The 22,222-nt window shown below is 54.1% G+C and carries 16 protein-coding genes; 11 read left to right on the forward strand and 5 right to left on the reverse strand.

All coding sequences use genetic code 11. The annotated features are described in order from the left end of the window. Positions 1–17: 17 nt before the first annotated feature. From ACI5FR_RS20620 to ACI5FR_RS20630, 3 genes are all read right to left on the reverse strand, one after another. Positions 18–863, reverse strand: a complete 846-nt coding sequence (locus ACI5FR_RS20620) for an ABC transporter permease (protein ID WP_405457769.1) — start codon at positions 861–863, stop codon at positions 18–20. A 6-nt stretch (positions 864–869) separates the two neighbouring features. Next, entirely contained in the window at positions 870–1,820 is a 951-nt protein-coding gene (locus tag ACI5FR_RS20625; RefSeq protein WP_405457771.1) for an ABC transporter permease, read from the reverse strand. Positions 1,821–1,925: 105 nt separating this feature from the next. After that, complete coding sequence (locus tag ACI5FR_RS20630; RefSeq protein ID WP_405457772.1) at positions 1,926–3,524, reverse strand: ABC transporter substrate-binding protein; 1,599 nt, start codon at positions 3,522–3,524, stop codon at positions 1,926–1,928. 328 nt (positions 3,525–3,852) lie between these two features. On the opposite strand from ACI5FR_RS20630, the gene ACI5FR_RS20635 reads away from it, so the two are divergent. The 9 genes from ACI5FR_RS20635 (at position 3,853) to ACI5FR_RS20675 (ending at position 17,440) form a co-directional block, all read left to right on the forward strand. Next, positions 3,853–5,490: an ATP-binding protein gene (locus ACI5FR_RS20635; protein ID WP_405457775.1), complete on the forward strand. Its 1,638-nt coding sequence runs from the start codon at positions 3,853–3,855 to the stop codon at positions 5,488–5,490. A 14-nt stretch (positions 5,491–5,504) separates the two neighbouring features. Beyond that, the gene (locus ACI5FR_RS20640) at positions 5,505–5,921 is read left to right on the forward strand and encodes a gamma-glutamylcyclotransferase family protein (protein WP_405457777.1); all 417 of its coding nucleotides are present in this window, start codon (positions 5,505–5,507) and stop codon (positions 5,919–5,921) included. A 307-nt stretch (positions 5,922–6,228) separates the two neighbouring features. Continuing rightward, entirely contained in the window at positions 6,229–7,734 is a 1,506-nt protein-coding gene (locus ACI5FR_RS20645) for a sulfatase family protein (protein ID WP_405457779.1), read from the forward strand. 53 nt (positions 7,735–7,787) lie between these two features. Beyond that, entirely contained in the window at positions 7,788–10,058 is a 2,271-nt protein-coding gene (locus ACI5FR_RS20650) for a helix-turn-helix domain-containing protein (RefSeq protein WP_405457781.1), read from the forward strand. A 148-nt stretch (positions 10,059–10,206) separates the two neighbouring features. Beyond that, positions 10,207–11,166 carry an ABC transporter permease gene (locus tag ACI5FR_RS20655; protein WP_405457784.1) on the forward strand — a complete coding sequence of 320 codons (960 nt, stop codon included), beginning with the start codon at positions 10,207–10,209 and terminating at the stop codon, positions 11,164–11,166. Between the two features lie 18 nt (positions 11,167–11,184). After that, positions 11,185–12,078 (forward strand): carbohydrate ABC transporter permease, encoded by an 894-nt coding sequence (locus tag ACI5FR_RS20660; RefSeq protein WP_405457785.1) that lies wholly within the window; start codon positions 11,185–11,187, stop codon positions 12,076–12,078. Positions 12,079–12,104: 26 nt separating this feature from the next. Next, on the forward strand, positions 12,105–13,712 hold the full coding sequence (locus ACI5FR_RS20665; protein ID WP_405457788.1) for a type 2 periplasmic-binding domain-containing protein: 1,608 nt from the start codon (positions 12,105–12,107) through the stop codon (positions 13,710–13,712). A 28-nt stretch (positions 13,713–13,740) separates the two neighbouring features. Then, a complete protein-coding gene (locus ACI5FR_RS20670; RefSeq protein WP_405457789.1) occupies positions 13,741–15,033 on the forward strand; it encodes a sulfatase-like hydrolase/transferase in 1,293 nt (430 codons plus the stop codon). A gap of 103 nt (positions 15,034–15,136) precedes the next feature. Then, positions 15,137–17,440 (forward strand): ATP-dependent DNA helicase, encoded by a 2,304-nt coding sequence (locus tag ACI5FR_RS20675; protein ID WP_405457792.1) that lies wholly within the window; start codon positions 15,137–15,139, stop codon positions 17,438–17,440. 16 nt (positions 17,441–17,456) lie between these two features. On the opposite strand, the gene ACI5FR_RS20680 is transcribed toward ACI5FR_RS20675, so the two are convergent. Beyond that, entirely contained in the window at positions 17,457–18,122 is a 666-nt protein-coding gene (locus tag ACI5FR_RS20680) for a tetratricopeptide repeat protein (protein ID WP_405457794.1), read from the reverse strand. 95 nt (positions 18,123–18,217) lie between these two features. Further along, positions 18,218–20,788 carry an S-layer homology domain-containing protein gene (locus tag ACI5FR_RS20685; protein ID WP_405457796.1) on the reverse strand — a complete coding sequence of 857 codons (2,571 nt, stop codon included), beginning with the start codon at positions 20,786–20,788 and terminating at the stop codon, positions 18,218–18,220. Positions 20,789–21,383: 595 nt separating this feature from the next. Between ACI5FR_RS20685 and ACI5FR_RS20690 the strand changes: the two genes are divergently transcribed. Then, positions 21,384–21,809, forward strand: coding sequence for an SRPBCC family protein (locus ACI5FR_RS20690; RefSeq protein ID WP_405457799.1), 426 nt, complete (start codon positions 21,384–21,386; stop codon positions 21,807–21,809). 1 nt (position 21,810) lies between these two features. Then, positions 21,811–22,152: an ArsR/SmtB family transcription factor gene (locus ACI5FR_RS20695; protein WP_405457800.1), complete on the forward strand. Its 342-nt coding sequence runs from the start codon at positions 21,811–21,813 to the stop codon at positions 22,150–22,152. Positions 22,153–22,222 lie beyond the last annotated feature (70 nt).

Below are 22,222 nucleotides of genomic sequence, written 5' to 3' on the forward strand. Positions count from 1 at the left end.
TTGAGCGTGCCTCCTTTCTACCTCTGGTTCACCCTAGGCTCAAACGCGATACGGAGCAAATCGCCCAGAACGTTGAAGCTGAGCACCGTAAGCAAAATGAAGATGCCCGGGAACAAGGCGAGATGCGGCGCTTCGCCGATATAGCCCTGCGCGTTGTTCAGCATGCTGCCCCAAGACGAGTTCGGCTGTTGAATGCCGAGCCCGAGGAAGCTGAGCGACGATTCCATAAGAATCGCCGTCGCGATATTGATCGTTGCCGCTACGATAACCGTAGAGATGATGTTCGGAAAAATGTGCATCGTTACCGTCTTGAACGCGCTCTGCCCCGACACCTTGGCGTACAGCACATACTCGCGCTCTTTGATCGACAACGTCTCGGCCCGCACGAGCCGGGCGATGTTCATCCATGTGAGCAAGCCGATGATCAGAATGATGTTCTGAATGCCGGGCTTGAAATAAACGCTGATGATCAGCATGATCAGGAACGAAGGCACAGACATGAAAATATCGACGAGCCGCATCAATAGAGCGTCAACCCGGCCTCCGGCGTAGCCGCTGATCGTGCCGATGGCCGTCCCGACGACGGTGGCGATCAGCATAGCGAGAAAGGCGACGGAGAGCGAGATGCGGCCGCCGTACAGCGCACGGGTGAAGTAATCGCGCCCGTAGTCGTCCGTGCCGAACCAGTGGCTCGCATTCGGAGCCTGCAGCCGGTCCTGCACGACGATCTGATTCGGGTCGTACGGACTCAGGAAAGCGAGGATCGACGCGATCAAAAACAGTGCGAGCAGGCCGAGGGCGACGAAACCGATTTTGCGCAGCAGCAAGCCGCGGAGCAGATTGTCCCAGATTCGTTTGTTCATCTCGCGTCACCCCCCTGCCTTAATGCGCGGATCGGCTACCGTGTAGAGCAGGTCGGCGACCAAGTTGCCGATTACGAGCATGATGGAGGTGAGCAGCGTGATGACCATAATGATCGGATAGTCGAACCCGAACATCGCGGACACCCCGAACGAACCCATCCCCGGCCACGAGAATACGGTCTCGGTAATGATGGCGCCGGCGACCAGCTCGGGCAGCGACAGCCCCAGGATCGTAATGACGGGCAGGAGCACATTCTTCAGCACATGCCGGAACAGCACTTCCCGCTTCGAAGAGCCATAGGCGTACTGAAGCTGCACATAATCCTCCCGAAGCTGGCCGATCGTATTGGAGCGAATATAGCGCATGAAGACGGCGAAATTGGCGAAGCTGAGCACGATGCATGGGAGAATCCCATGCTTCAGGATGTCCCAGATTGAACTAACCCCGATCGTTCGCATGCCTAGACTGGGCAGCAGATGCAGCTGGATGGCGAATACGTAGATGAGCAGCATGGCGAACCAGAAGCTCGGAATCGAGATGCCGATATAAGAAATAAAGTTCATTATCTTATCGATCCACCGGTTCGGATTTGCTCCAGACAGCAGCCCTAGCGGGATGGCAAAGATGAGAGAGACGACAAGCGCCGCCCCCGTCAACCCGGCGGTAGCAGGAAGCCGCTCCAGCACCTGGTCCAGCACGGGCCGGTGATTGATGAGCGAATAGCCGAGGTTCCCCTGCAGCGCATTGCCGAGCCATAGGAAATATTGCACATAAGCCGGCTTGTCGAGGCCGAGGTTATGGCGAATGCGTTCGACGTCCTCCGGGCTCATGTTCGGAGTGACGAACGTCTGCACCGGATCGCCCGGCGCCAGCTTGATCAGCGCGAACGCTAAGATAGAGATGAAGATCAGCATTGGGATAGCCTGCAGCAGTCTTCGGAGAATTAATGAGTTCATCGGCGTCCCTCCAGCATAGTAGCGGGCCACGAATCAGGAAGCGAAAATAAGCTGATGCGCGATCAGCTTATTCTCGCTTGGCCGTGATTCGATTACAACCACGTATTACTTGACGTACAGCTTGTTCAGGTTCTCAAACATAACGACCGGCTTCGTGACCGCTTCCTTCAAGCCTTCGTACTTTTTGTCAATCGCGATGATCGACTTCGTGTAAGCGATCGGGTAGAAGAGGCTCTCGTCCGCGATCTGCTGTTGGATTTTCTTGTACAGGTCGCCGCGTTTCGCCGTATCGGTCTCGACCGCCGCCTTGGACCAGAGGGCGTCGAAGTCTTTGTTGTTGTAGTGCGAGTAGTTGTAAGCTTCCGTGCTCATGAACAGCGACTTGTACGCATCCGGCTCATACCCCATGATGTAGCCGCCGAGCGACAGCTCGAAATCGGTATTCTTCATGTTCGTCGACTTTTGGCTGTAAGCTGCAGGGTCGAGCGCCATCAGTTCGACTTCCACCCCGACGTCCTTCAGCTTTTGCTGAATGTAGAGCGCTTGGCTCGTCTGCGCCTTGTTCGAGTTAATATAAGCGAGACGAAGCTTCAGTTTATCCACGCCTGCCGTCTTCAGCAATTCCTTTGCTTTGTTCGCGTCGTACTTGTACGTGTTGACATCCTTCGTATGGTACAGCGTATCGGGCGTCAGCACCGAAGAGGCGGGCTCTGCAAAATCCGTCGACGTGTACGAGGCGGTAATGAGCTCGTCACGGTTGATCGCGTAAGAGATCGCTTGGCGAACTTCCTTCTTCTTCATGACGTCGATGTTCATGTTGTACGCCATGTAGGCGAGGCGGCCTTCGTTGAACGAGATCAGGTTGAACTTGCCCGTATCGTTGAACTTCTTGAAGTCCTGCGGATCGATGAACTTCATTTGCATTTCGCCGTTCTGAAGCGCCAGGTTGGCCGCGTTTGTGTCTTTGGCGATGCGGTACGTGACCGAATCCAAGTACGATTTGCCGTCGAAGTAGCCGTCGAAGCGGTCCAGCGTGACATATTCGCTGGCCTTGTATTCCTTGAACTTGAACGGACCGGATCCGACCGGCTTGGCGTTTTTCGGGCTCTTCTCGATGTCGGCTTCGCCTTCGAAGATGTGCTTCGGAATCGGGAAAATTTGAACGAGCGCACCCTCGAACGCCGCGGTCACTTGCGGCAAGTTGAATTCTACCGTGGTGTCGTCCACTTTCTTCACGGTGATCGGCTTGCCGTCCAGGACGAACAGGCTGCGAAGGAAGCTGTGCTGCTTCTCGTCCAGAATGCTATTGATCGTGAACACGACATCGTCGGCCGTCAGCTTCTGACCGTCATGCCAAGTCAGGTTGTTTCTCAGCTTCAAAGTGTACTTCAAAAAATCGGCAGAAGGCGTCAGGCTCTCGGCGAGCACGAACGTTTTCTTGCCGTCGTTGATTGAAAAGAAGGGAGCATAGAGCGACTGATTGATCGTTAACGTCACACGGTCGCCCGCATATAGCGGATTCAGCGCCTTCGGATCGTCGGCTACGCCGATGACAAGACTGCCTCCGCTCTTAGGGGTGCCGGCCGCCGGCGATGCCGCTGGAGTGCCTGCCGGAGATGGAGTCGCAGCTTTCCCGCACGCTGCCGTAATGAAGAGCAGCAGGGAGAGCACGGTCGCGGTCCAAAAAGCTTTCTTGTTGCGCATTGGTTGCATTCCTCCGTGTCTGAAATGTAATATTGTTTCATGAACTTTCATCAGTATAGCACCATTATTTCAGAAATCAAGTAAATATTCCTTGTAAACAGGTAGGAATTATAGGTTATTGGCAAAATCGTGAAATTCCTCGTTGTAGGATGTCCCTTGAATACCATAACTATCCATGCTGAAAATCAAAGGAGCAGTCCGTACCCCTTTTCGGGTTTCGAATTGCTCCTTAGTTGTATTCGTAAAACATCTCATATAGAAATCGCGATCTCTGTCGTTTATGATAGAAAAGTATGTTCATCCTAACAACCAATGAGCGGGTGTAGAAATGTTGTTTCTATTTGACTACATCGTTAATCTCTCCATTTTTTCACTCCTGGTCAGTACACCCTTGGTTATCCGTTCTTTCCTTCATCTTCGGCCGCTTAAGCAACTGAACCTTTGGATAGGTCTCTACGGGGGGATCGTTTCGATAATCCTTGTTATGTTGTCGGTTAAGCAACAAGGCTATTCTTACGACATTCGCTATGCCCCTGTCATTCTGGTATTCGCCTATCTGGGACCGGCAGCAGGTTTAATAACCGGTTTTTTTGCCTTAACCACAAGGCTGCTTGCAAGCGGCAACTGGCCTCCCGCTATTATTGGCTGGGCATTCATTATGCTGGTTTTTTCGATTTTCCATCTCTTTATATCACGATCACGTCTCACCCCTCTGAAAAAAAGTATGGCCTTTTTTGGAGTCTATATTGTTTTGTATTTAACTACCGTATTTTCATTTCACATTTTAGTCGATAAACCGCTTTTTCATCTTCAGTATTTGTTGTTTGTGATGTTAGGCGTAATCCTTGGGAGCTTGCTCATTGAATCGAATGAGAGGCTTCGCAGAATCATTACTGAGAACCAATATATGGAGAAGACATTGGAGGCAAGCGAGTCCAAATATCGGCTAATTGCCGAGAATACATCCGACTTGATTATGGTTTTGGATAAAGATTATTCGGTTAGTTATATTTCTCCTTCCCACGAGCTCGTTCTGGGATATCCGAGCCTTGAATTGGAAGGTGCTGAGTTCTATAAAATCGTAGATCCGGACGATGCGGGAATGTTCAGGGATACCATCGAGAAGATGTTTGAAAATAAGAACACGCACTCCATGGAAATCAGGCTCAAGCACAAAGAAGGCCATTGGATCCAGTTTGAGTCTCTCTGTAGACCGGTTAAGGGAGAAGAAGGGACGACCCGGCATATCGTCATGATCAGCCGCGATATCTCCGAGCGCAAAAAAGCGGAACAATTCCTCTTGCAATCCGAGAAGCTATCCATTGTCGGGGAGCTGGCAGCAGGTGTGGCACATGAAATACGCAACCCCCTCACAACGATAAAAGGGTTTCTTCAGGTCTATAAACGGGAGAATCCTTCGATAAAGTATAATGATTTGCTCCTGGATGAGCTCGAACGCATTGAAACGATTACTAGTGAACTTCTCTCTATGGCCAAACCTCAAGCGGCTCAGCTTACTCGTATGGATGTACAAGAGCTGATTGAATATACGCTCGAGTTTCTGACTCCTCAGACCCTTTTGAAGAATATCGAATTTAAACGTAATTATTCCGGAATCGGTTTTCCGGTAACAGGCGAAAAAAATCAATTGAAGCAAGTGTTTCTCAATGTTTTGAAGAACGCTATAGAGTCTATGCCTGATGGCGGAGAGATCTATATCAGCTTGCAAAAAGTAGCGGAAGAGGAGTGCCTTATTTCGATTCAAGATCAAGGCTGCGGGATCCCCAAGGAGTTAATCCCTCGATTAGGCCAGCCCTTTTATAGCTTGAAAGAAAAAGGGACAGGGCTCGGTCTGATGATCAGTCATAAAATTATTAAGCAGCACCATGGGAGTATTGCGTATCAAAGCAAGGTAAATGAAGGTACTTTGATTGAAATTAGACTGCCGCTCGCCGCTGGAAGATAAGGGGGAAAATAAGGATGGAACCGGTGCTGCTGTTCGTGTATGGGACGCTGCGTATGGGGGAGGCGAACCATGGTGTGTTGCGGGGAGCGGTGTGCGTATCGAGAAAAGCATTCGTCACCGGCAAGCTGGCCGATACCGGGAAAGGGTACCCGGCATTGTTCCAACTCGGCGAAGGGCTCGTAGCAGGCGAGTTGTACGCGGTGAATTGGACTGAAGCGGGCGCAGGTTTGGACGAACTGGAGACGTATTACGGCCCGGGCGATCCGCGCAATGAATACGAACGGATTCAGGTGACGGTAAGGGACGAATCGCAGGGCGGGAGCCGACAGCTGCAAGCATGGACGTATGTGTATCCGCCGGCCGCCTTCTCCCGGTACGCGGCCATCCCGTCCGGAGACTGGACGAGCGTAAGCGGACGCCGTATGGTATAGTACCGAACCAATTCTTTTCTAAAGGGGCCCTCTCCGAGATCGTTGGTCTTTGGGGGAAAGGCTCCTTTCTTTCGCATGCGCCGAATGCTGCCGCGTGCAAGGAAATAGGGAATTGGAAGGAAGTTATCGCTTATCACATTCGGGAACAATGCTATACTATTAGATCATATGATTTGTAATTTGGAGGATCACGCTTGTAAAGAACCGACAATGGGCAGCACAATCGACATATTTACGCCGCGGGGGCAATTGACGCCATAATGGGGGTTGAACCATTCCAGCATCAGATTAGGGAGGCAACCATCTCATGGCAAATCATACGGAAACGGCCAACCGCCGGCCGAATATCCTGTTCATTCAGACCGACCAGCAGCGGATCGACACGCTGCGCGCTTATGGCGGAAGTGTATGCCAAACGCCTCACCTAGACCGTCTCGCGGAGGAAAGTGTCGTTTTCGCGAACGCCTACACGAGCTGTCCCGTATGCACGCCTGCGCGCGCGTCGATGCAGACGGGGCTCTACCCGTTCAAGCATGGGATGCAGACGAATAGCTACGGCCTCGGTTCGACGGTGCAGGAGCTTCCGGATATGCCCCGGCTGCTGAGCCGCCAACTGGAGAGCCAATCGTACAGCATCGGCTATACAGGCAAATGGCATCTCGGATTCGGGCCGGAAATGGGCCAATACCTGCGCGGCAATCTCGCCTACATGCAATTCCCGGAAATCGCCGCCGGCTTCCGGTCGCTGCCGACCGATCTCGGCTATGAGGGCGACGACTTCGGCGGCCACGGGGGCGGAGGTATGACGTACCCGCTGTTTCAAACGTATTTGAAAGAAAACGGGCTGGAACTGAAAATTGAAAACAAAGTAAGCGGTCATTTCGAGTACCATTATGCGGGAGAAATTACGTCCCCCGTCGAATCGACCGTCGACTATTACTTGGCGGAGCGCGCGATACATTATATCGACGAGTTTCGCAAACGGGATCGCCCGTTTTTCTTCTCGCTGAACTTCTGGGGACCGCATGAGCCGTATGTGGCGCCGACGTGCTTCCTCGACTTGTATCGCGACGCCGAGCTGGAGCCGTGGCCGAACTTCAAGGACGAACGGAAGGACAAGCCGTCGATCCACCGCATCAAGAAGGGCAACACGACGGAGTGGAACGATTTCGTGCCGTATATCAAGCATTATTACGCGTTCATGAGCTGCATCGATGAGCAGATCGGCCGCGTGCTCGACCATTTGCGCCGGCATGGCGTGTATGACGACACGGTCGTCATCTTCACGGCGGATCACGGCGAATCGCTCGGCATTCACGGCGGGCTGTGCGACAAATCGTATTTCATGTACGAAGAAACATGCCATATCCCGCTGATCGTCAAACCGGCCGCAGGACTAGGCGCAGCGCGGCGGGAGGAGCGGTTCGTCGGCACCTGCGACATTCACGCAACGATCGTGGACCTGGCCGGCGCCGAGCCGTTCCCGGGCGCGGACGGGCGCTCGTTCGCCCCCATGCTGGAACAGGAGCAGCTGCCGGACTGGCCGGACTGCATCGTGACGGAAGGCGCCGGACTAGAGAGCGTGATGTTCACGCAGCGGATGATTCGCCATGGAGCCATCAAATACGTGTTCAACTGCGGCGATCTGGACGAGCTGTACGATTTGGCTGCCGACCCGTATGAAATGCGCAATCTGGCATCCGACGAAGGCAGCGCTGCGCTGCTAAGGAAAATGAGGCAGTGCTTGGCCGAATGGATGGTACTGCACGAGGACGGCCTGTACAAGCAGTTCGTCAGACTGCGGCTGGAGTAGGGGGCGCTTGGTGCTTACGAATAGAAAAACATGTGCGAAGGGAGTCCAACAGCATGAGCCGATTGAAGCCGAAGTCCAATGTCTGGTTCCGGATGTTTATGTCTTATCTGCTCGTCTTTGCGGTTCCGTTTGTCGTCTTTGCCGTGTTTGTCTACTATAACGCCATCGTCAGCTTAAGACAGGAGATCGAATCGGCGAATTTGAACAAGCTGGATCAGGTGAAGGATTCGTTCGACCTGCTCGTCCAAGGGCTGGACAAGACGGCGGCGCGCATGTCCATCGATCCTCGTCTGACTCCCTATATGGTGCGTAATGGCAGCTACAACAGCATCGAAGCGATCGAGGAGCTCGGCAAATACAAGGCAAACAATGCTCTCGTGGACGAGGTGCTCCTCTATTTTCGCGGAGACGATGAAATTTATTCCTCAACCGGCAAAAACTCGATGAGTACGTTTACAAAGTCGATCTACGGTTTCAGCGACTGGAACGGGCTCCGTTTGTTAGACGATTTGAACGACAGCCGCCGATTTCATATCCGCCCGGCGGAGACGGTGACGATCGGCAACAGCGAACGCGCGAGTGTGATGACGTATTTGTTCCCGATCCCGCGCAACGCTCCGTCGCCATACGGCACCGTCATGTTCCTGATCCGGGAATCGATGTTTACCGACCGCATCAAGCCGCTGCTCGGCGATTTCAGGGGCGCCGTCTACGTCATGGACGAGAAGGGCGTCACGCTCGCTTCGCGGAGCGAGGGCAGCAGCCTCAGCAAGATGGAAGCGGATGAGGCGCTGCTCCAAAACGCTGACGCGGGCATCCACAACACCGTCATCGGCGGCGAGCGCTACTCGGTGATGGTAACGAAGTCGACGATTACCGGGTGGTCGTATGCGGCCATCATGCCGACGAATCAGTTCATGGGCAGACTGCTCAAGATGAAAACGCTCGTGCTGCTGCTCTGCGTGTCGGTCGTCTGCATCGGGCTCGCCGCGGCGGCCGTGCTCTCGCGCCTTCAATACCGGCCGATCCGCAGCATTGTCGAGCATATTCGCGCCATCCAGCCGAAGCACGGATCGCCTCCGGCAGGCCGCGATGAATGGGAGATGATCCGCAAAACGGTCGATGCGAACCGGGATTTGCTGCAGAGGATCGATCATTTGCGACCGGTAGCGCAGGAGCAGTTTTTCCAGAAGCTGCTGATGGGGCATATCAAATCGCCGGGCGACATCGAGGCGTTCATGGCAAGCGAAGGCATCTCGTTTGCCGGCAGTACGTTTTTCGTGGCGATCGTCACGCTGGATTCGCGGGAATACGTCTCTACGAAAAAGCGCGAAGAGGCGATTCGCTCCCTCCCTTCAGATGGGGTGTCGAGCTTGCTCGGCGTTGAATTGATTCATGAGAACGCTTTTGCGATCGTGGTTAACCTGACCGATAGCCGAGAAAGCGTGCGCGTGAAGCAGGAGCGCATCGTGGCAGACGTCGCGGAGCATCTGGAACGCATCTATCCGATCAAGCCGACGATCGGCGTCGGGAATCCCGTTCGCGGGCTGGTGGACATCAATCGCTCCTACATCGAGGCGATGGCTGCGGCCGATTACAAGATCCAGGGACGCCAGGGATTCGTCATCTTTTTCGACGAAATCACGGCTTGGCAGGAGAGCGAAGGCTGGTATCCGGTCGAAGAGCAGGTACGCCTCGTCCAAAGCATCAAGCAGGGCGACAGGGATATGGCGAACGCGGCGATGTCGGCCATCCTGGCCGACCTGAGCGGGAAGGAGATGTCCTTTTTTTATCTCAAGTGCATGTGCTACGATCTGATCAACACGGTGCTGCGCACGATGAATGAGCTCCGCTTCGAGCTGTCGGCCGACAACCGGCTCGCCCTCACGGAGTTTACGTCGCTGGAGGAGCTTGGCGCCGTCATGAACCGGCTTGTCGCCGGCATTTGCGATCATGTGCTCGCGAGCAAGGAAAGCAAAAACCATGCGCTGCGCGACGCCATCCTGGATTATATCCGGCAGCATTACCGGGAGTATGAGTTGAATTTGGAGAGGATCGCCGACCACTTTCAAATCTCGATTTCGTATTTCAGCCGGTTTCTGAAGGATCAGACGGGACTTACCTTCACGGAACTATTGACGTACATGCGGATGGAGGAGGTCAAACGGGAGCTGCGCTGCACGGACAAGGTCATCAAGGACATCGTAACCAGCGTAGGGTATATCGACGTGCCGAACTTCATGCGCAAGTTCAAAAAGGCGGAGGGTCTCACTCTCGGACAATACCGCGAGTTGTACGGCGAACGGCCCCATAAGGCGTTGTAGACGCATTGTCAAACTCCCTTTCGATGTGTAAGGGAGTTTTGCTGTAGATTGTAAAGAACGACAATGTGGCGGCATGAATGACAAGTTTACGCTTGCCGGCCTTCCCCGCTATGATGGCATCATCATTCAAGCGAAAGGAGGTTCTAGCGTGGCGACCGTGAATTCCGCATCGTTTCCTTCCGAGGAAACCCGCTTGAAAACTCGCAAGAGCCGCTGGAGACAGCTGTATAAAAACTGGGAGCTGTACGCGTTCGCTTTGCCTACGCTCGCCTACTTCATTATTTTCCACTATATCCCGATGTACGGCGTGCAAATCGCGTTCAAAGACTACATCGCCACTAAGGGAATATGGGGCAGCCCCTGGGTCGGTCTCGAACATTTGAAGCGGTTTTTCGGTTCGTATTATTTCTGGAGCCTGATTAAAAATACGTTAGGCATCAGCGTCTACGAGCTGCTTATCGGGATGCCGATCCCGATCCTGCTCGCGCTTTCCTTGAACGAGCTTAGAAACGGCGTATTCAAGAAAATCGTGCAAACGGTTACGTATGCGCCTCACTTCATTTCCGTCGTCGTGATGTCGGGGATGGTTATCGCCTTTCTGGCTCCCGGTACGGGGCTGGTGAATTTGGCGATCAAGGGGCTGGGCGGACATCCGATCCCGTTTCTGAGCGATCCCGGCTGGTTCAAAACGGTGTTCGTCCTATCCGGTGTCTGGCAGAACATGGGATGGGGCACGATCATTTATTTGGCGGCACTGGCGAACGTCGACCCGCAGCAGCACGAAGCGGCCATGATCGACGGTGCTACTCGCCTGCAGCGGATTCGCCATATCAATCTGCCTAGCATCGTGCCAACCATCGTTATCTTGCTGATCTTGAACGTCGGCAGCTTCATGTCGGTCGGCTTCGAAAAAGTGTTCCTGCTGCAAAACCCGCTCAACATGGACGCGTCCGACGTCATATCCACGTATGTGTACCGCAGCGGACTCGTGCAAGGCCAATACAGCTTCGCATCGGCGATCGGGTTGTTCAATTCAGTCATCAACTTCCTTCTGCTGATAGCGGTCAATCGATTGGCCAAGCGTATCAACGAAACGAGTCTGTGGTGACGCGAAAGGAGGTCCGCTATGCAAGGAATGGCTCGTACGGACAAATGGTTTGAACTCGCGAACCGGCTGGGGCTGCTCTTCGTGCTCCTGGTCGTGCTGTACCCGGTAGTCTATATCGTAAGCGCATCGATTAGCGACCCGATCTTCGTGAACAGCGGCGAGATGTGGTTGTTTCCGAAAGGGATTACGCTCGAAGGCTATGAGCGGGTGTTTCAAAATCCGGAAATATGGCTCGGCTACCGCAACACGATTTTTTACACGGTTCTGGGCACCTCGATCAATCTGCTGCTGACAATTCCGTTCGCGTATGCGCTGTCCCGCAAGGATTTTGCCGGAAGGGGAATCATGACGGCGATCGTCGTGTTCACGATGTTTTTCGGCGGTGGGCTGATTCCGACGTATCTGCTGGTCAGCTCGCTGGGCCTGGTGAACACCGTGTGGGCTTTGCTGCTGCCGAATGCGGTCGGGGTGTGGAATTTGATTATTTGCCGCACCTTTTTCCAAACGGGATTCCCGAAGGAGCTGCAGGAATCCGCGCAAATCGACGGATGCAGCAATACGCGGCTGTTTATCAGCATCGTGATCCCGCTATCCGCGCCGATTATCGCGGTTCTGGCCTTATTCTACGGCGTAGGGCATTGGAACAGTTATTTCAACGCGATCATTTACATCAAGGACCGCAATATGTATCCGCTGCAGCTGATTTTGCGCGAAATTCTCGTCATGAATCAAATGAACGATTCGATGATGATGAATGGAGACGACATGGTGGCGATGGCCAAGCAGGCCAGAATTGCGGATATTATCAAATACGCCGTGATGATCATCTCCTCGCTGCCGATCATCGTCATCTACCCGTTTTTGCAGCGCTTTTTTGTGAAAGGCGTCATGATCGGCTCGATAAAAGGGTAAACGAAAATACGTAGGGGGACTCAAACATGAACAAACGGAACATCTCGCGCGTGCTGCTCGCAAGCGCATTGACAGGCGCGGTGGCTCTCGCCGGCTGCTCCCAGAGCAGTCCGAGCGAAGCGAAGAAAGAAGCTGGCGATGCGACGCAGCCTAAAAATTTCAACGCGCAAAACTATCCGATCGTGAACGACAAGATCACGCTGAAAATGATGGGCTCCAAAGCGCCCATTCACGGGCCGTGGAACGAGATGGAGCTGTTCAAGGAAATGGAGGCGATGACGAATATCGCCTTCGATTTCAACACGCCGCCCAGCACGAATTATGCCGAAGCGAAAGGGTTGGCATTCGCCAGCCATCAGCTTCCGGACGTCTTCTTCAACGCCGGCCTGACGCCGGATGACGAGGTGACCTTCGGCCAGCAAGGACAGCTGATTCCCCTGGAAGGTCTGATCGACAAGTACGCGCCGAACTTCAAGAAGCTGCTCGAAGCCAATCCGAGTATCAAGAAGTCGATCATAACGGTGGACGGTCATATCTATTCACTGCCGCTCGTGATCGACCAGCTCCGTGCCGATGTCACGGGACGGATGTGGATCAACGGCGACTGGATGGCGAACCTGGGCATCTCGAAGGTGCCGACCACGACGGACGAGCTGTACGAGCTGCTCAAAAAATTCAAGACGGGCGACCCGAACAAGAACGGCAAGGAGGATGAAATACCGTTGTCCGGTACCAAGCTGACCGGCCTCGAAAGCCATCTGTTGCCCGCATTCGGCCTGCTCGGGCGGGAGATCGAGGTTAAGGACGGCAAAGTGCGCTTTAATCCGGTACAGGATCAATACAAAGCTTACCTCGACTATATGCGGAAGCTGTATGCGGAGAAGCTGTTCGATAACGAGGCGTTCGTGCAGACGAGCCAGCAGATGAACGCCAAGGGCAATCAGGGGCAGATCGGCGTCTTCTTCGCCTCGTCGCCCGACCTGGTCTTGAAGGTGGCTAAGCCGGAGGACAACGAGAAGCATATGTTGATTGGACCTCTTACGAGTCCAGTCAACAACGAGAAGCTGACGATCAAAAACTCGAAAATCCGCCGTGGCACGTTCGCCATCACCAATGTGAACAAGTACCCGGAGGCCACCATCCGCTGGGTCGATTATTTCTACTCGTCCGAAGGCAGCAAGCTCGGCTACCTAGGAAAAAGCTGGAAGTGGCTTGACGACAGCAAAACGAAATGGACGTTCGAGTCGCCGGCCGGGGTCAACTCGGAGGAATACCGCGGCAAGCTGACGCCGGATGTAGGCGGTCAAATCCCGCTTATTAAGGAGAAAGACTTCGACAACAAACGGGATAACTTCGTGAACATCTTCCTGAACCGCGTCACGGAAAAAGAGCTCCTGCCTTATGCCAAATCGGCCTTCCCGGACGTATATTTCACGAACGAGGAGCAGAAGCGGCTGAACGTCATCAAGACGGACATCAAAACGTACGTGGACCAGATGGAGGCGAAGTTCATCGTCGGTCAGGAATCGCTGGACAAATGGGACAGCTATGTCAGCACGATCAAAAAAATGGGCCTCGACGAAATGCTGAAGATCAATCAAGACGCTTACGATCGCTGGAACAAAGCCATGTAAATATTTGCTCGACGGGTGGTATGCGACAATGAGAAAACCGAACTGTATCGTCATTTACTGCGATGATCTGGGCTACGGGGATCTGGGGTGCTTCGGCTCCGACGCCATTCGGACGCCGCACCTCGATGCGTTGGCTGCGGATGGGGCTCAATTGACGAGCTGGTACTCCAACTCGCCTGTCTGCTCGCCTTCACGTGCTTCGCTGCTCACCGGCCAATATCCGATGAGGACTGGGGTCAACCATATTCTGGGCGGGCGGCGAGGAACGAACGGGCTCAGCCCGGCCTCCAAAACACTCGCGCAGCGCTTCAAAGACCACGGGTACCGGACGGCCGGCTTTGGCAAATGGCATCTGGGTTCATCGCCCGAAACGAAACCGAACCAACGTGGGTTCGACGAGTTTTTCGGGTTCATGGCCGGCTGTATCGACTATTACTCCCATATCTTTTATTGGGGATTGCCGAATGTGAACCCGGTCCACGATTTGTGGCACAATGGCAAGGAAGTCTGGAGCAACGGCCGTTATATGACCGAACTGATCACCGAGAAGACCGTCGATTATATCCAGACGCACAAGGAAGAGCCGTTCTTCCTGTATGTCGCTTATAACGCGCCGCATTATCCGATGCATGCGCCGGAGAAATACATGGAGCGGTACAAACATTTGCCTTGGGACCGTCAAGTGATGGCGGCGATGATTTCGGCCGTCGATGACGGCGTAGGTGAAATTGCCGCTGCGCTTAAGCGCGCGGATCTGTATGAGGACACGGTCATTTTCTTCTCGAGCGACAACGGCCCGTCCTCCGAATCCCGGAATTTCCTGGACGGCACTGAGGATGTCTATTACGGCGGCAGTGCCGGCATCTTCCGCGGTCACAAGGCCAGCCTCTTCGACGGCGGCATTCGCGAGCCGGCCATTCTCAGCTACCCGCGCCGTATCCCGAAAGGGCAGGTGTGCGATGAAGTCGGCATCATGGCCGACATTACGCCGACGATTCTCGACTTGGCCGGTTTTCCGGTTCCTTCGGCCGGTGAAATCGACGGCCTGAGCGTCGTGCCGATGGTCACGGCAGGCGCTCCGACGCCGCACAGCCGCCTATTCTGGGAATACGGCGATCAACTGGCCGTCCGCGAAGGGAAATGGAAGCTTGTGTTGAACGGCAAGCTCGACTTTTCCCGCAGTCAGCCGGATGCCGTGCATCTCTCCGATCTGGAAGCCGATCCCGGCGAACGGATCAATCTGAAAGACATTCATCCGGAGCTTGCTAACCGGTTGGAGCTGGAGTTGCGAAGCTGGTACGAAGAGCTTACGCACCGGTGAACCCTGCTTAATGGATGACCCCTTTGGAGACCGGACGAGCGTAAGCCGACACCGTATGGTATAATCGAGAGAACAAACGTTCTGCGATGGGAGATTTCGCGTGATGCACGTCGTTCAGGTCCAGGCTGCCGTCCGGCATTTAGTAGAATACGTGTACCGCAGCGGCAGCATCGAATCCGGCTATCGCTCTACTAGCTCGCTGATCGAAGGGACGAAGGCGCATCAGAACATCCAGCGGCAGTATGGCGAGGAGGATCGGAAGGAAGTGTACCTCTCCGCGGAGATTCCGCTCGATGAGGGACTCTCGCTCCTCATGGACGGCCGCTGCGACGGGCTGCTGCGGAGGGACGGCGTGCTCGTCATCGAGGAGATTAAGTCGACGGCCAGGGAGCTGTCGGAGCTGGAGGAGATGTCGTATCCGGTTCACTGGGCTCAGGCGAAGTGCTATGCTTATATGATCGGGCTGTCGCATCCCTCCGAACGGCTGCAGGTCATGCTAACTTACGTTCACGTGGAGACGGGCGAGCAGAGGAGGTTCGTCCAAGATACCGAGTTCCGCGATCTGGAGCGGTTCGTGCTGGAGCTGGCGGCACGCTATGCGCCGTACGCCCGGCTGCTCGTCTCGCACCAACGGAAGCGGGACGCGAGCATCGCGCAGCTGGAGTTTCCGTTTGAGGGCTACCGGGCCGGACAACGCAAGCTGGCGGGAGCCGTATACCGGACGATCGAGGAAGGCAAGAAGCTGTTCGCCAAGGCGCCGACCGGCATCGGCAAGACGATCTCGACCACGTTCCCTGCGGTGAAGGCAATAGGGAACGGGCTCCTGCAGCGCATCTTTTATTTGACGGCGAAAACAATCGCGAGGACGGTCGCAGAGGAAGCTTTCGGGCGGATGATGGCGCGAGGTCTTCATCTGCATACGGTTACGCTCACGGCTAAGGAAAAAATCTGCTTCCAGGAAACGGTCAGCTGCAACAAGGAGGATTGCCCTTACGCAGACGGCTATTATGATCGAATCAATGAGGCGATCCTCGACACCTTGTCGCAGGAAACGCTGCTGACACGGCCTGTGATCGAGCGCTATGCGCGCAAGCATCGGGTGTGCCCGTTCGAGATGTCGCTCGACTTGGCCTACGCGGCCGATGCCGTCATCTGCGACTACAACTACGTGTTCGACCCCCGCATCTCCCTGAAGCGCCAGTATGGCGAGCAGAAGAAGATGACGGCACTCCTGATCGACGAGGCGCACAATCTCGTCGACCGGGGCCGGGAGATGTTTTCCGCCGCGGTGAGGAAGTCGGATTATCTGGCGCTGCAGCGGGCGTACAAGGCGGCGGATCCCTCGCTGTCTCGGGCGGCAAAGGACGTGAACGACCATCTGTTGGCCGTCCGCAAGCGGTTGGGGGATGAGCCGCAGGTGGATCAGGAGCTGCCTTCTGAGTTGACCGAGCGGCTGGAAGCGTTCATCGTACAGGCGGAGAAGCATCTCGCGGCTTCCGGTCCGGATGAGGGGACCGCTCAACTGCTGGACACGTATTATGGTGCACAGGCTTTCCTGCGGGTAGTGAAACTGTATGATGAGCGCTATGTGACCTATACGGAGACGAACCGTAACGACGTAACGGTGAAGCTGTTCTGCCTAGATCCGTCCTACTTGCTGCAGCAGGCGGGAAAGGGTTACCGGGCGCATATTTATTTCTCCGCTACACTGACTCCCGGCGGCTATTACCGGGACATGCTGGGGGCCGAGGCGGAGGACTATACCCTCTCGCTGCCGACTCCGTTCGCCAAAGAGCAGCTGACAGTGCGGATGGAGCCGCTGTCGACCCGCTATCAGGACCGGGAGCGGACCCGGGAGCCGCTCGCCCGGCTGCTGCTGAGCCTTGTCCAGGAACGGCCCGGCAATTATTTGTTCTTCTTCCCGTCTTACGCTTATATGAACGATGTTTATGCGGTGTTCGAAGCGGCGAAGGAGGAAGCGGACCTTCAGCGTGAGGTGACTTCTCTACTACAGACGAACGAGATGTCGGAAGCGGAGCGGGAGCAGTTCCTCTCGGCGTTCGACGCGGAGAATGAGACGACGCTGGCCGCCTTTGCCGTGATGGGCGGGATTTTCTCCGAAGGCATCGATCTGGTCGGGGATCGGCTGACGGGCGTTGTGGTCGTCGGGGTCGGCCTGCCTCAGCTGGGGCTCGAGCGGAACGTCATCCGGGACTATTTCAGCGCGATCGGGAAGAACGGCTATGACTATGCCTATGTCTATCCGGGCATGAACAAGGTGCTGCAGGCCGGAGGACGGCTGATCCGATCCGAGAGCGACCGCGGCATCCTGGTGCTCGTGGACGACCGGTATTTTCAGCCGAAATATCGGCAGCTTTTGCCTGAGGAGTGGCGGGAACGTATCTAAAAGCGTGCAGGCTGCATCATTTTGAGGCTGAAGTAAGTTCATCGACCATCTTTTCGGCGTCTGCAAGTCCCGGCGACCCCGGAGCCGCTTTTTGCACGTATTGCTGTAGGTTGGCCAACGCTTCTTCCCTCCGGTTCAGCTTGAGCTGTGCTATCCCGACAAACCGGTACGCCTCGACAAACTCCGGATCGTTAAGAAGCGGCTCCAGCAAAGTGATCGCTTGCGGGTACTCCTGCTTAATAAAGTGGATTTGCCCTTTTTTGAATTTCAAATCTTTATATTCGGGCATATGCTTAAGTCCTTCGTCAATGGCGTTCTTCGCTTCGTCTATTTTGTTTTCGAGCATGTGGATCGCCGCGATATTGTTATATGCCTCCGCCAGCTGCGGCGATTTGCGGACCGCTTCTTCATAATGGGATAACGCCTGTCCCATCTGATTTTGCTTGCGGGCGATATTCCCGAGCTGAAAGTCGAACTTCCCGTCCTCCGGGTAGTCCGTTTTGCACCGCTCCAGCTCTTGTTTGGCCTTTGCCGTATCGTTTTGTTCCATCCATCTGAGCGACTTGGCGTAACAGGAGCCCGCATCCTCCGGCAGCTCGGGCACCCTGATGGCGTAATAGCTCCATATGCCGGCGGCCAGCAAAACCGGAATAAGCAGCAGCGCCAATTTGTTCTCTTTCATCGGCAGCACCTCCACGACATCATACTACTAAATTTTCGACAAAGACAGAAAAGGAGTCAAACCCCGATGAAGGGATTTGACTCGAAAATGAAAACTTATGGTTTCTTGTATACGTCGAACGTGACCGTGTCCACCGAGTACGTCACACCGCTTACCGTTTTTCTTAAACCGGTGATGCTGATTGGGTAACTGGTTCCGTTCGTCAGAGTATCGTGACCGATCACCAAGTAGACTTGTTCATGCACGGATAACCATCTGTTTCCGCTGCGCGGAATACCGCTTACGGTTACACCTGACAAGTCGGATACGATGTTATCGCTGAACTTGACGACCAGATAAGCGTTGGAATCGTCATTCTCGATTTCAATTCTGTTGTTGCCGCTATCCCAATTCAATCCATACACATTCAGGGTAACGCTGTTATTAGGCGATGACAGTGCCGCTATCACGGACAAACTGCCGGACGGTAATACAACGCTAACGTTATATGCCGCAGTGAAACCTCCGTAAGTCGCCGTTACAACTGTACTGCCTGTTTGGAGAGGCGTCAGCAAACCAGTGGAAGATACGGTTGCAATGCTTGTGTTCGAGCTGCTCCAACCAGTTGCAAATGCAGTTACATCAACCGTTGTCATATCGATGAGCGTTGCAGACAGCGACAGCTGATACGTCGCTCCTGTTACCGAAACACTCGAGCTATACACCAGCCCGGTTACCGTTGGAGACGAAGATCCTCCGGATACAATTACTCCGAATGTCACATCGACACTTCCACCTTTACCGTCGTACACGATCGCCGTAACAGTCGCATTGCCTACAGCCACCGGATACAAGTACAGTACTCCGGACAATACGCTTGGGCTAACAACAACACCAGTCGGAGATGCGGTTGCGCTATTTACGACCAGCGAGTCTCCATCAGCATCTGCGGCTAATTGGGAACCTGTCAAAGCAACAGGCATACCGCCGACTGTCAAGGATTGAGTAGTTACAGTCAACGCGACCGGCGCATTATTCCCGGCAGAAGCCGAAATTGTGAACGTACCCGTTTCCGTCTTATTCTTATAAGTTACGCTGTACTTCACGACTTGCTCGACCGCAGTCTGATTGATCGCCGGAACAGTCAGCGTCACTTTACGATTCGCACGATCCTCAGTTAGAGCCGTCGGCGTTACCGATGCAGCCGCACCGTCGTTGATTTGCTTCGTAACGGTGAAATTGCCGATCGAAATACCCACCGGAGGAACCGCCGTCATTTCTACAACAATGGAGCCGTTTGTTGCGGTAATGCCTTTAATGCTCGCCACCGGCGGATCGTCGTTCGAAGAAGTTCCGCCGCCGCCAGTCGTTGTCCCATCGCTATTAACCGTCGAATCAGGCTGCTTTTCAAACTTAGTACCTTCCGCACCTTTGTTGATCGTAGCCTTTTCGATTTTGCCTTCGCCGGTAACCTTCAGCACGGACTTCAAGATAAGGTCGGTAATCTTCGCGTCTTTGCCGAGGTTCAGCTGTGTGTCGCCGGCTTTGTCGGTTGTCGACAACTTCTTGATCGAACCGTTCGGAACATCGATAGAGACCCCTTTCGCGTTGACATCGACGTTATCGAAGTTACCGAGCATGGATACCTTCGAGCCAGACGGAAGCTTATCCGTCAGACTAACGTTGTTGAAACCGCCATTAGTCGCGTTCGAGTTGTCGATCTTCGCGTTGGACTGCACGTCGACCTGCTTGACAGTCGTTTTGCCTTCTGCCACGATACGCACTTCGCCAGTTTTCTTGTCGACGACGATCTTAAATAAAACGGAGTCATTGAAGTGAATCGAGTTCGCGCCGCCGCCGTTTACGAACGTTTCGCCTTTGACCACGCTGTTGATCAGGTTTACATCGCCTTCGCCAACGCCTTCGCCGATCGTCAGGTTACCGGTCACCGTCACGTTCTGCAGCGTAATGCCGCCTGCGTTGACGAGCACGTTGCCTTCGAGCGTCTGGTTGCCGGTAGCCGGTCCGTATGTACCCGCTTTGTCGTATGTAGCCGCATAGCCGCCGCCCATTGCGCGATCCAGCGTCACAATCGCTTCGGCACGGGTGATGTTTTTCTCGTAACCGAGCGTTCCGTCCTCGTAGCCGTCGAAAATGCCTTTGCCCACAACGGCTCCTACCGCGTTTTTGCTCCATTCCGGAAGCTTCGACGCGTCCTTGAACTTGCTCAAATCACCCGCTTTGCCCGTATCGAGCTTCAGCAGGCTGGCCAGCATGACCGCTATCTCTTGACGCGTTACGTTGTCCCCCGGCTTCATCGAGCCATCCTCGTAACCGCTGATGTAGCCCGCCTTCAGGGCGATCGCCACTTGCTCGTAGTCCCAGTTTTTCGGGTCAACGTCTATCGCTTTCACTTCCGCTTTATCCTTAAAGCCGAAAGAGCGATTGACGATCGTCATGAACTCCGCGCGTGTGATCGAATTGTCCGGTTTAACCGTACCGTCCGCGTAGCCCTGGATGTACCCTTTGTCAATCCAGGCTTTGAGCTGCTTTTCCGCCCAATGCCCGTTGACGTCGTTCAGTTCGTCCGCCGCGAATGCAACGCCGAATGAAGATAGGATCAGGCATAAGGCTAAGGTGATAGCCAATGCTTTTCTCGCTGCGGCAAACTTTCCGTAACGGTTCATGTTTCTCCTCCTTAAGTAATGTGTAGCAGGAAGCTTCATTACTAAATGGAGCCAACAGCGATTCAAGACATTGCCTATCATCCGGTATGAAGTTTTCGGAATAAATTTGCAAATCTCCTCCCATTGATCCAATTTAAGAAATGACGTTTTCCTACCAATAGCCTATTTTTCGACATATAACTTCAAAGTCCTGCATAATATACGGTACTTTTTTCGCGTTTTGCCTTGTTTATCTGATATTCAGCAAAATAGTTGAGACTTATGGCTTCCCGTACTTTTTTCATGGTTTCTTTGGCGATTTCACGGGCACACTGTGTTAGGGGAATTATTTGGTTTTGCGGAAAAATAAGATCGGCACACGAATTTCAGAGGATGCAATAAAAAAGCTAGAGAAGCTTTCGCCCGTGGAGACGTCGTAAAACTTGAGGACGTGATTGATGACTTACTCAATTGAGTTCGATAAAGATGCCTATAAATATCTTCAAAGCGCGCTTTTTTGTTAATTTTTTTGTTGACAGGAAACCAAAAGGTTTCCTATAATAAAAGCGAAACCAAAAGGTTTCCAATCAAAAATTCCGATACTGGAGGCCCGTAAATGATGTCCAACAACCAAACAACACTGCCCGATATTCGCCAATCTGTAGTGCTTAGAGCGCCGATCGACAAAGTATGGAAGGCCGTCGCGACGTCCGAGGGCATCGCCGCCTGGTTTATGCCCAATACGTTCGAGCCTGTCGAAGGGTTCGAATTCGTGCTGAAGGCCGGTCCGTTCGGCGATTCGCCATGCAAAGTAACCGTACTCGATCCCCCGAACAAGCTTTCTTTCAATTGGGGCAAAGACTGGACCCTCACCTTCGAGCTCGTTGACCAAGGAGGGAAGACGGAGTTCACGCTTATTCACTCCGGATGGCACGCCGACCAAGTGACCGAATTCGGAGAAACCCACGCCGTCGTTCGCGAGCGCATGTCCCAAGGCTGGAGCGGCATTGGCAACAAGCTCCGTGAGTACATCGAGGGCTGAGATGGCGTCAACCGCACCGAAGCATGACGTGTTCCAAGCGATTGCCGATCCTACGCGCCGCAGCTTGATCCGGCTCTTGGTCGATCAGGAAATGCCCGTGAATGCCATCAGCGGACATTACCCGATGAGCCGGACCGCGGTGTCCAAGCATTTGCGTATTTTGGCGGAGGCGGGACTCGTGAAGGAACGGAAGGTGGGCCGCGAGACGCGGTATCGACTCGAGACCGAACCTCTGCAGGAGCTGAAGCGCTGGCTCGCCTTTTACGAGCGCTACTGGGAGAACAAGATGGCGGCCCTCAAACGGTTCGTGGAATCCGACGCCGACGAAGAGCAGCAAGGATAAATTCACACGCCCCCTACCTCGGATAAGCCTGCACAAGCAGCGGATATGCTATACTAGGCTTAATAGAGGA

The sequence above is a fragment of the Paenibacillus sp. HJGM_3 genome (assembly GCF_045062745.1).
In the GTDB taxonomy this organism is placed as follows: domain Bacteria; phylum Bacillota; class Bacilli; order Paenibacillales; family NBRC-103111; genus Paenibacillus_AA.

Bases quoted from the DNA above. Each gene is read 5' to 3' on its own strand.
- ACI5FR_RS20680 (WP_405457794.1), bottom strand. From the start codon at position 18,122: ATGAAAGAGAACAAATTGGCGCTGCTGCTTATTCCGGTTTTGCTGGCC.
- ACI5FR_RS20630 (WP_405457772.1), bottom strand. From the start codon at position 3,524: ATGCGCAACAAGAAAGCTTTTTGGACCGCGACCGTGCTCTCCCTGCTG.
- ACI5FR_RS20660 (WP_405457785.1), top strand. From the start codon at position 11,185: ATGCAAGGAATGGCTCGTACGGACAAATGGTTTGAACTCGCGAACCGG.
- ACI5FR_RS20665 (WP_405457788.1), top strand. From the start codon at position 12,105: ATGAACAAACGGAACATCTCGCGCGTGCTGCTCGCAAGCGCATTGACA.
- ACI5FR_RS20670 (WP_405457789.1), top strand. From the start codon at position 13,741: ATGAGAAAACCGAACTGTATCGTCATTTACTGCGATGATCTGGGCTAC.
- ACI5FR_RS20650 (WP_405457781.1), top strand. From the start codon at position 7,788: ATGAGCCGATTGAAGCCGAAGTCCAATGTCTGGTTCCGGATGTTTATG.
- ACI5FR_RS20685 (WP_405457796.1), bottom strand. From the start codon at position 20,788: ATGAACCGTTACGGAAAGTTTGCCGCAGCGAGAAAAGCATTGGCTATC.
- ACI5FR_RS20625 (WP_405457771.1), bottom strand. From the start codon at position 1,820: ATGAACTCATTAATTCTCCGAAGACTGCTGCAGGCTATCCCAATGCTG.
- ACI5FR_RS20635 (WP_405457775.1), top strand. From the start codon at position 3,853: ATGTTGTTTCTATTTGACTACATCGTTAATCTCTCCATTTTTTCACTC.
- ACI5FR_RS20690 (WP_405457799.1), top strand. From the start codon at position 21,384: ATGATGTCCAACAACCAAACAACACTGCCCGATATTCGCCAATCTGTA.
- ACI5FR_RS20620 (WP_405457769.1), bottom strand. From the start codon at position 863: ATGAACAAACGAATCTGGGACAATCTGCTCCGCGGCTTGCTGCTGCGC.
- ACI5FR_RS20645 (WP_405457779.1), top strand. From the start codon at position 6,229: ATGGCAAATCATACGGAAACGGCCAACCGCCGGCCGAATATCCTGTTC.
- ACI5FR_RS20640 (WP_405457777.1), top strand. From the start codon at position 5,505: ATGGAACCGGTGCTGCTGTTCGTGTATGGGACGCTGCGTATGGGGGAG.
- ACI5FR_RS20695 (WP_405457800.1), top strand. From the start codon at position 21,811: ATGGCGTCAACCGCACCGAAGCATGACGTGTTCCAAGCGATTGCCGAT.
- ACI5FR_RS20675 (WP_405457792.1), top strand. From the start codon at position 15,137: ATGCACGTCGTTCAGGTCCAGGCTGCCGTCCGGCATTTAGTAGAATAC.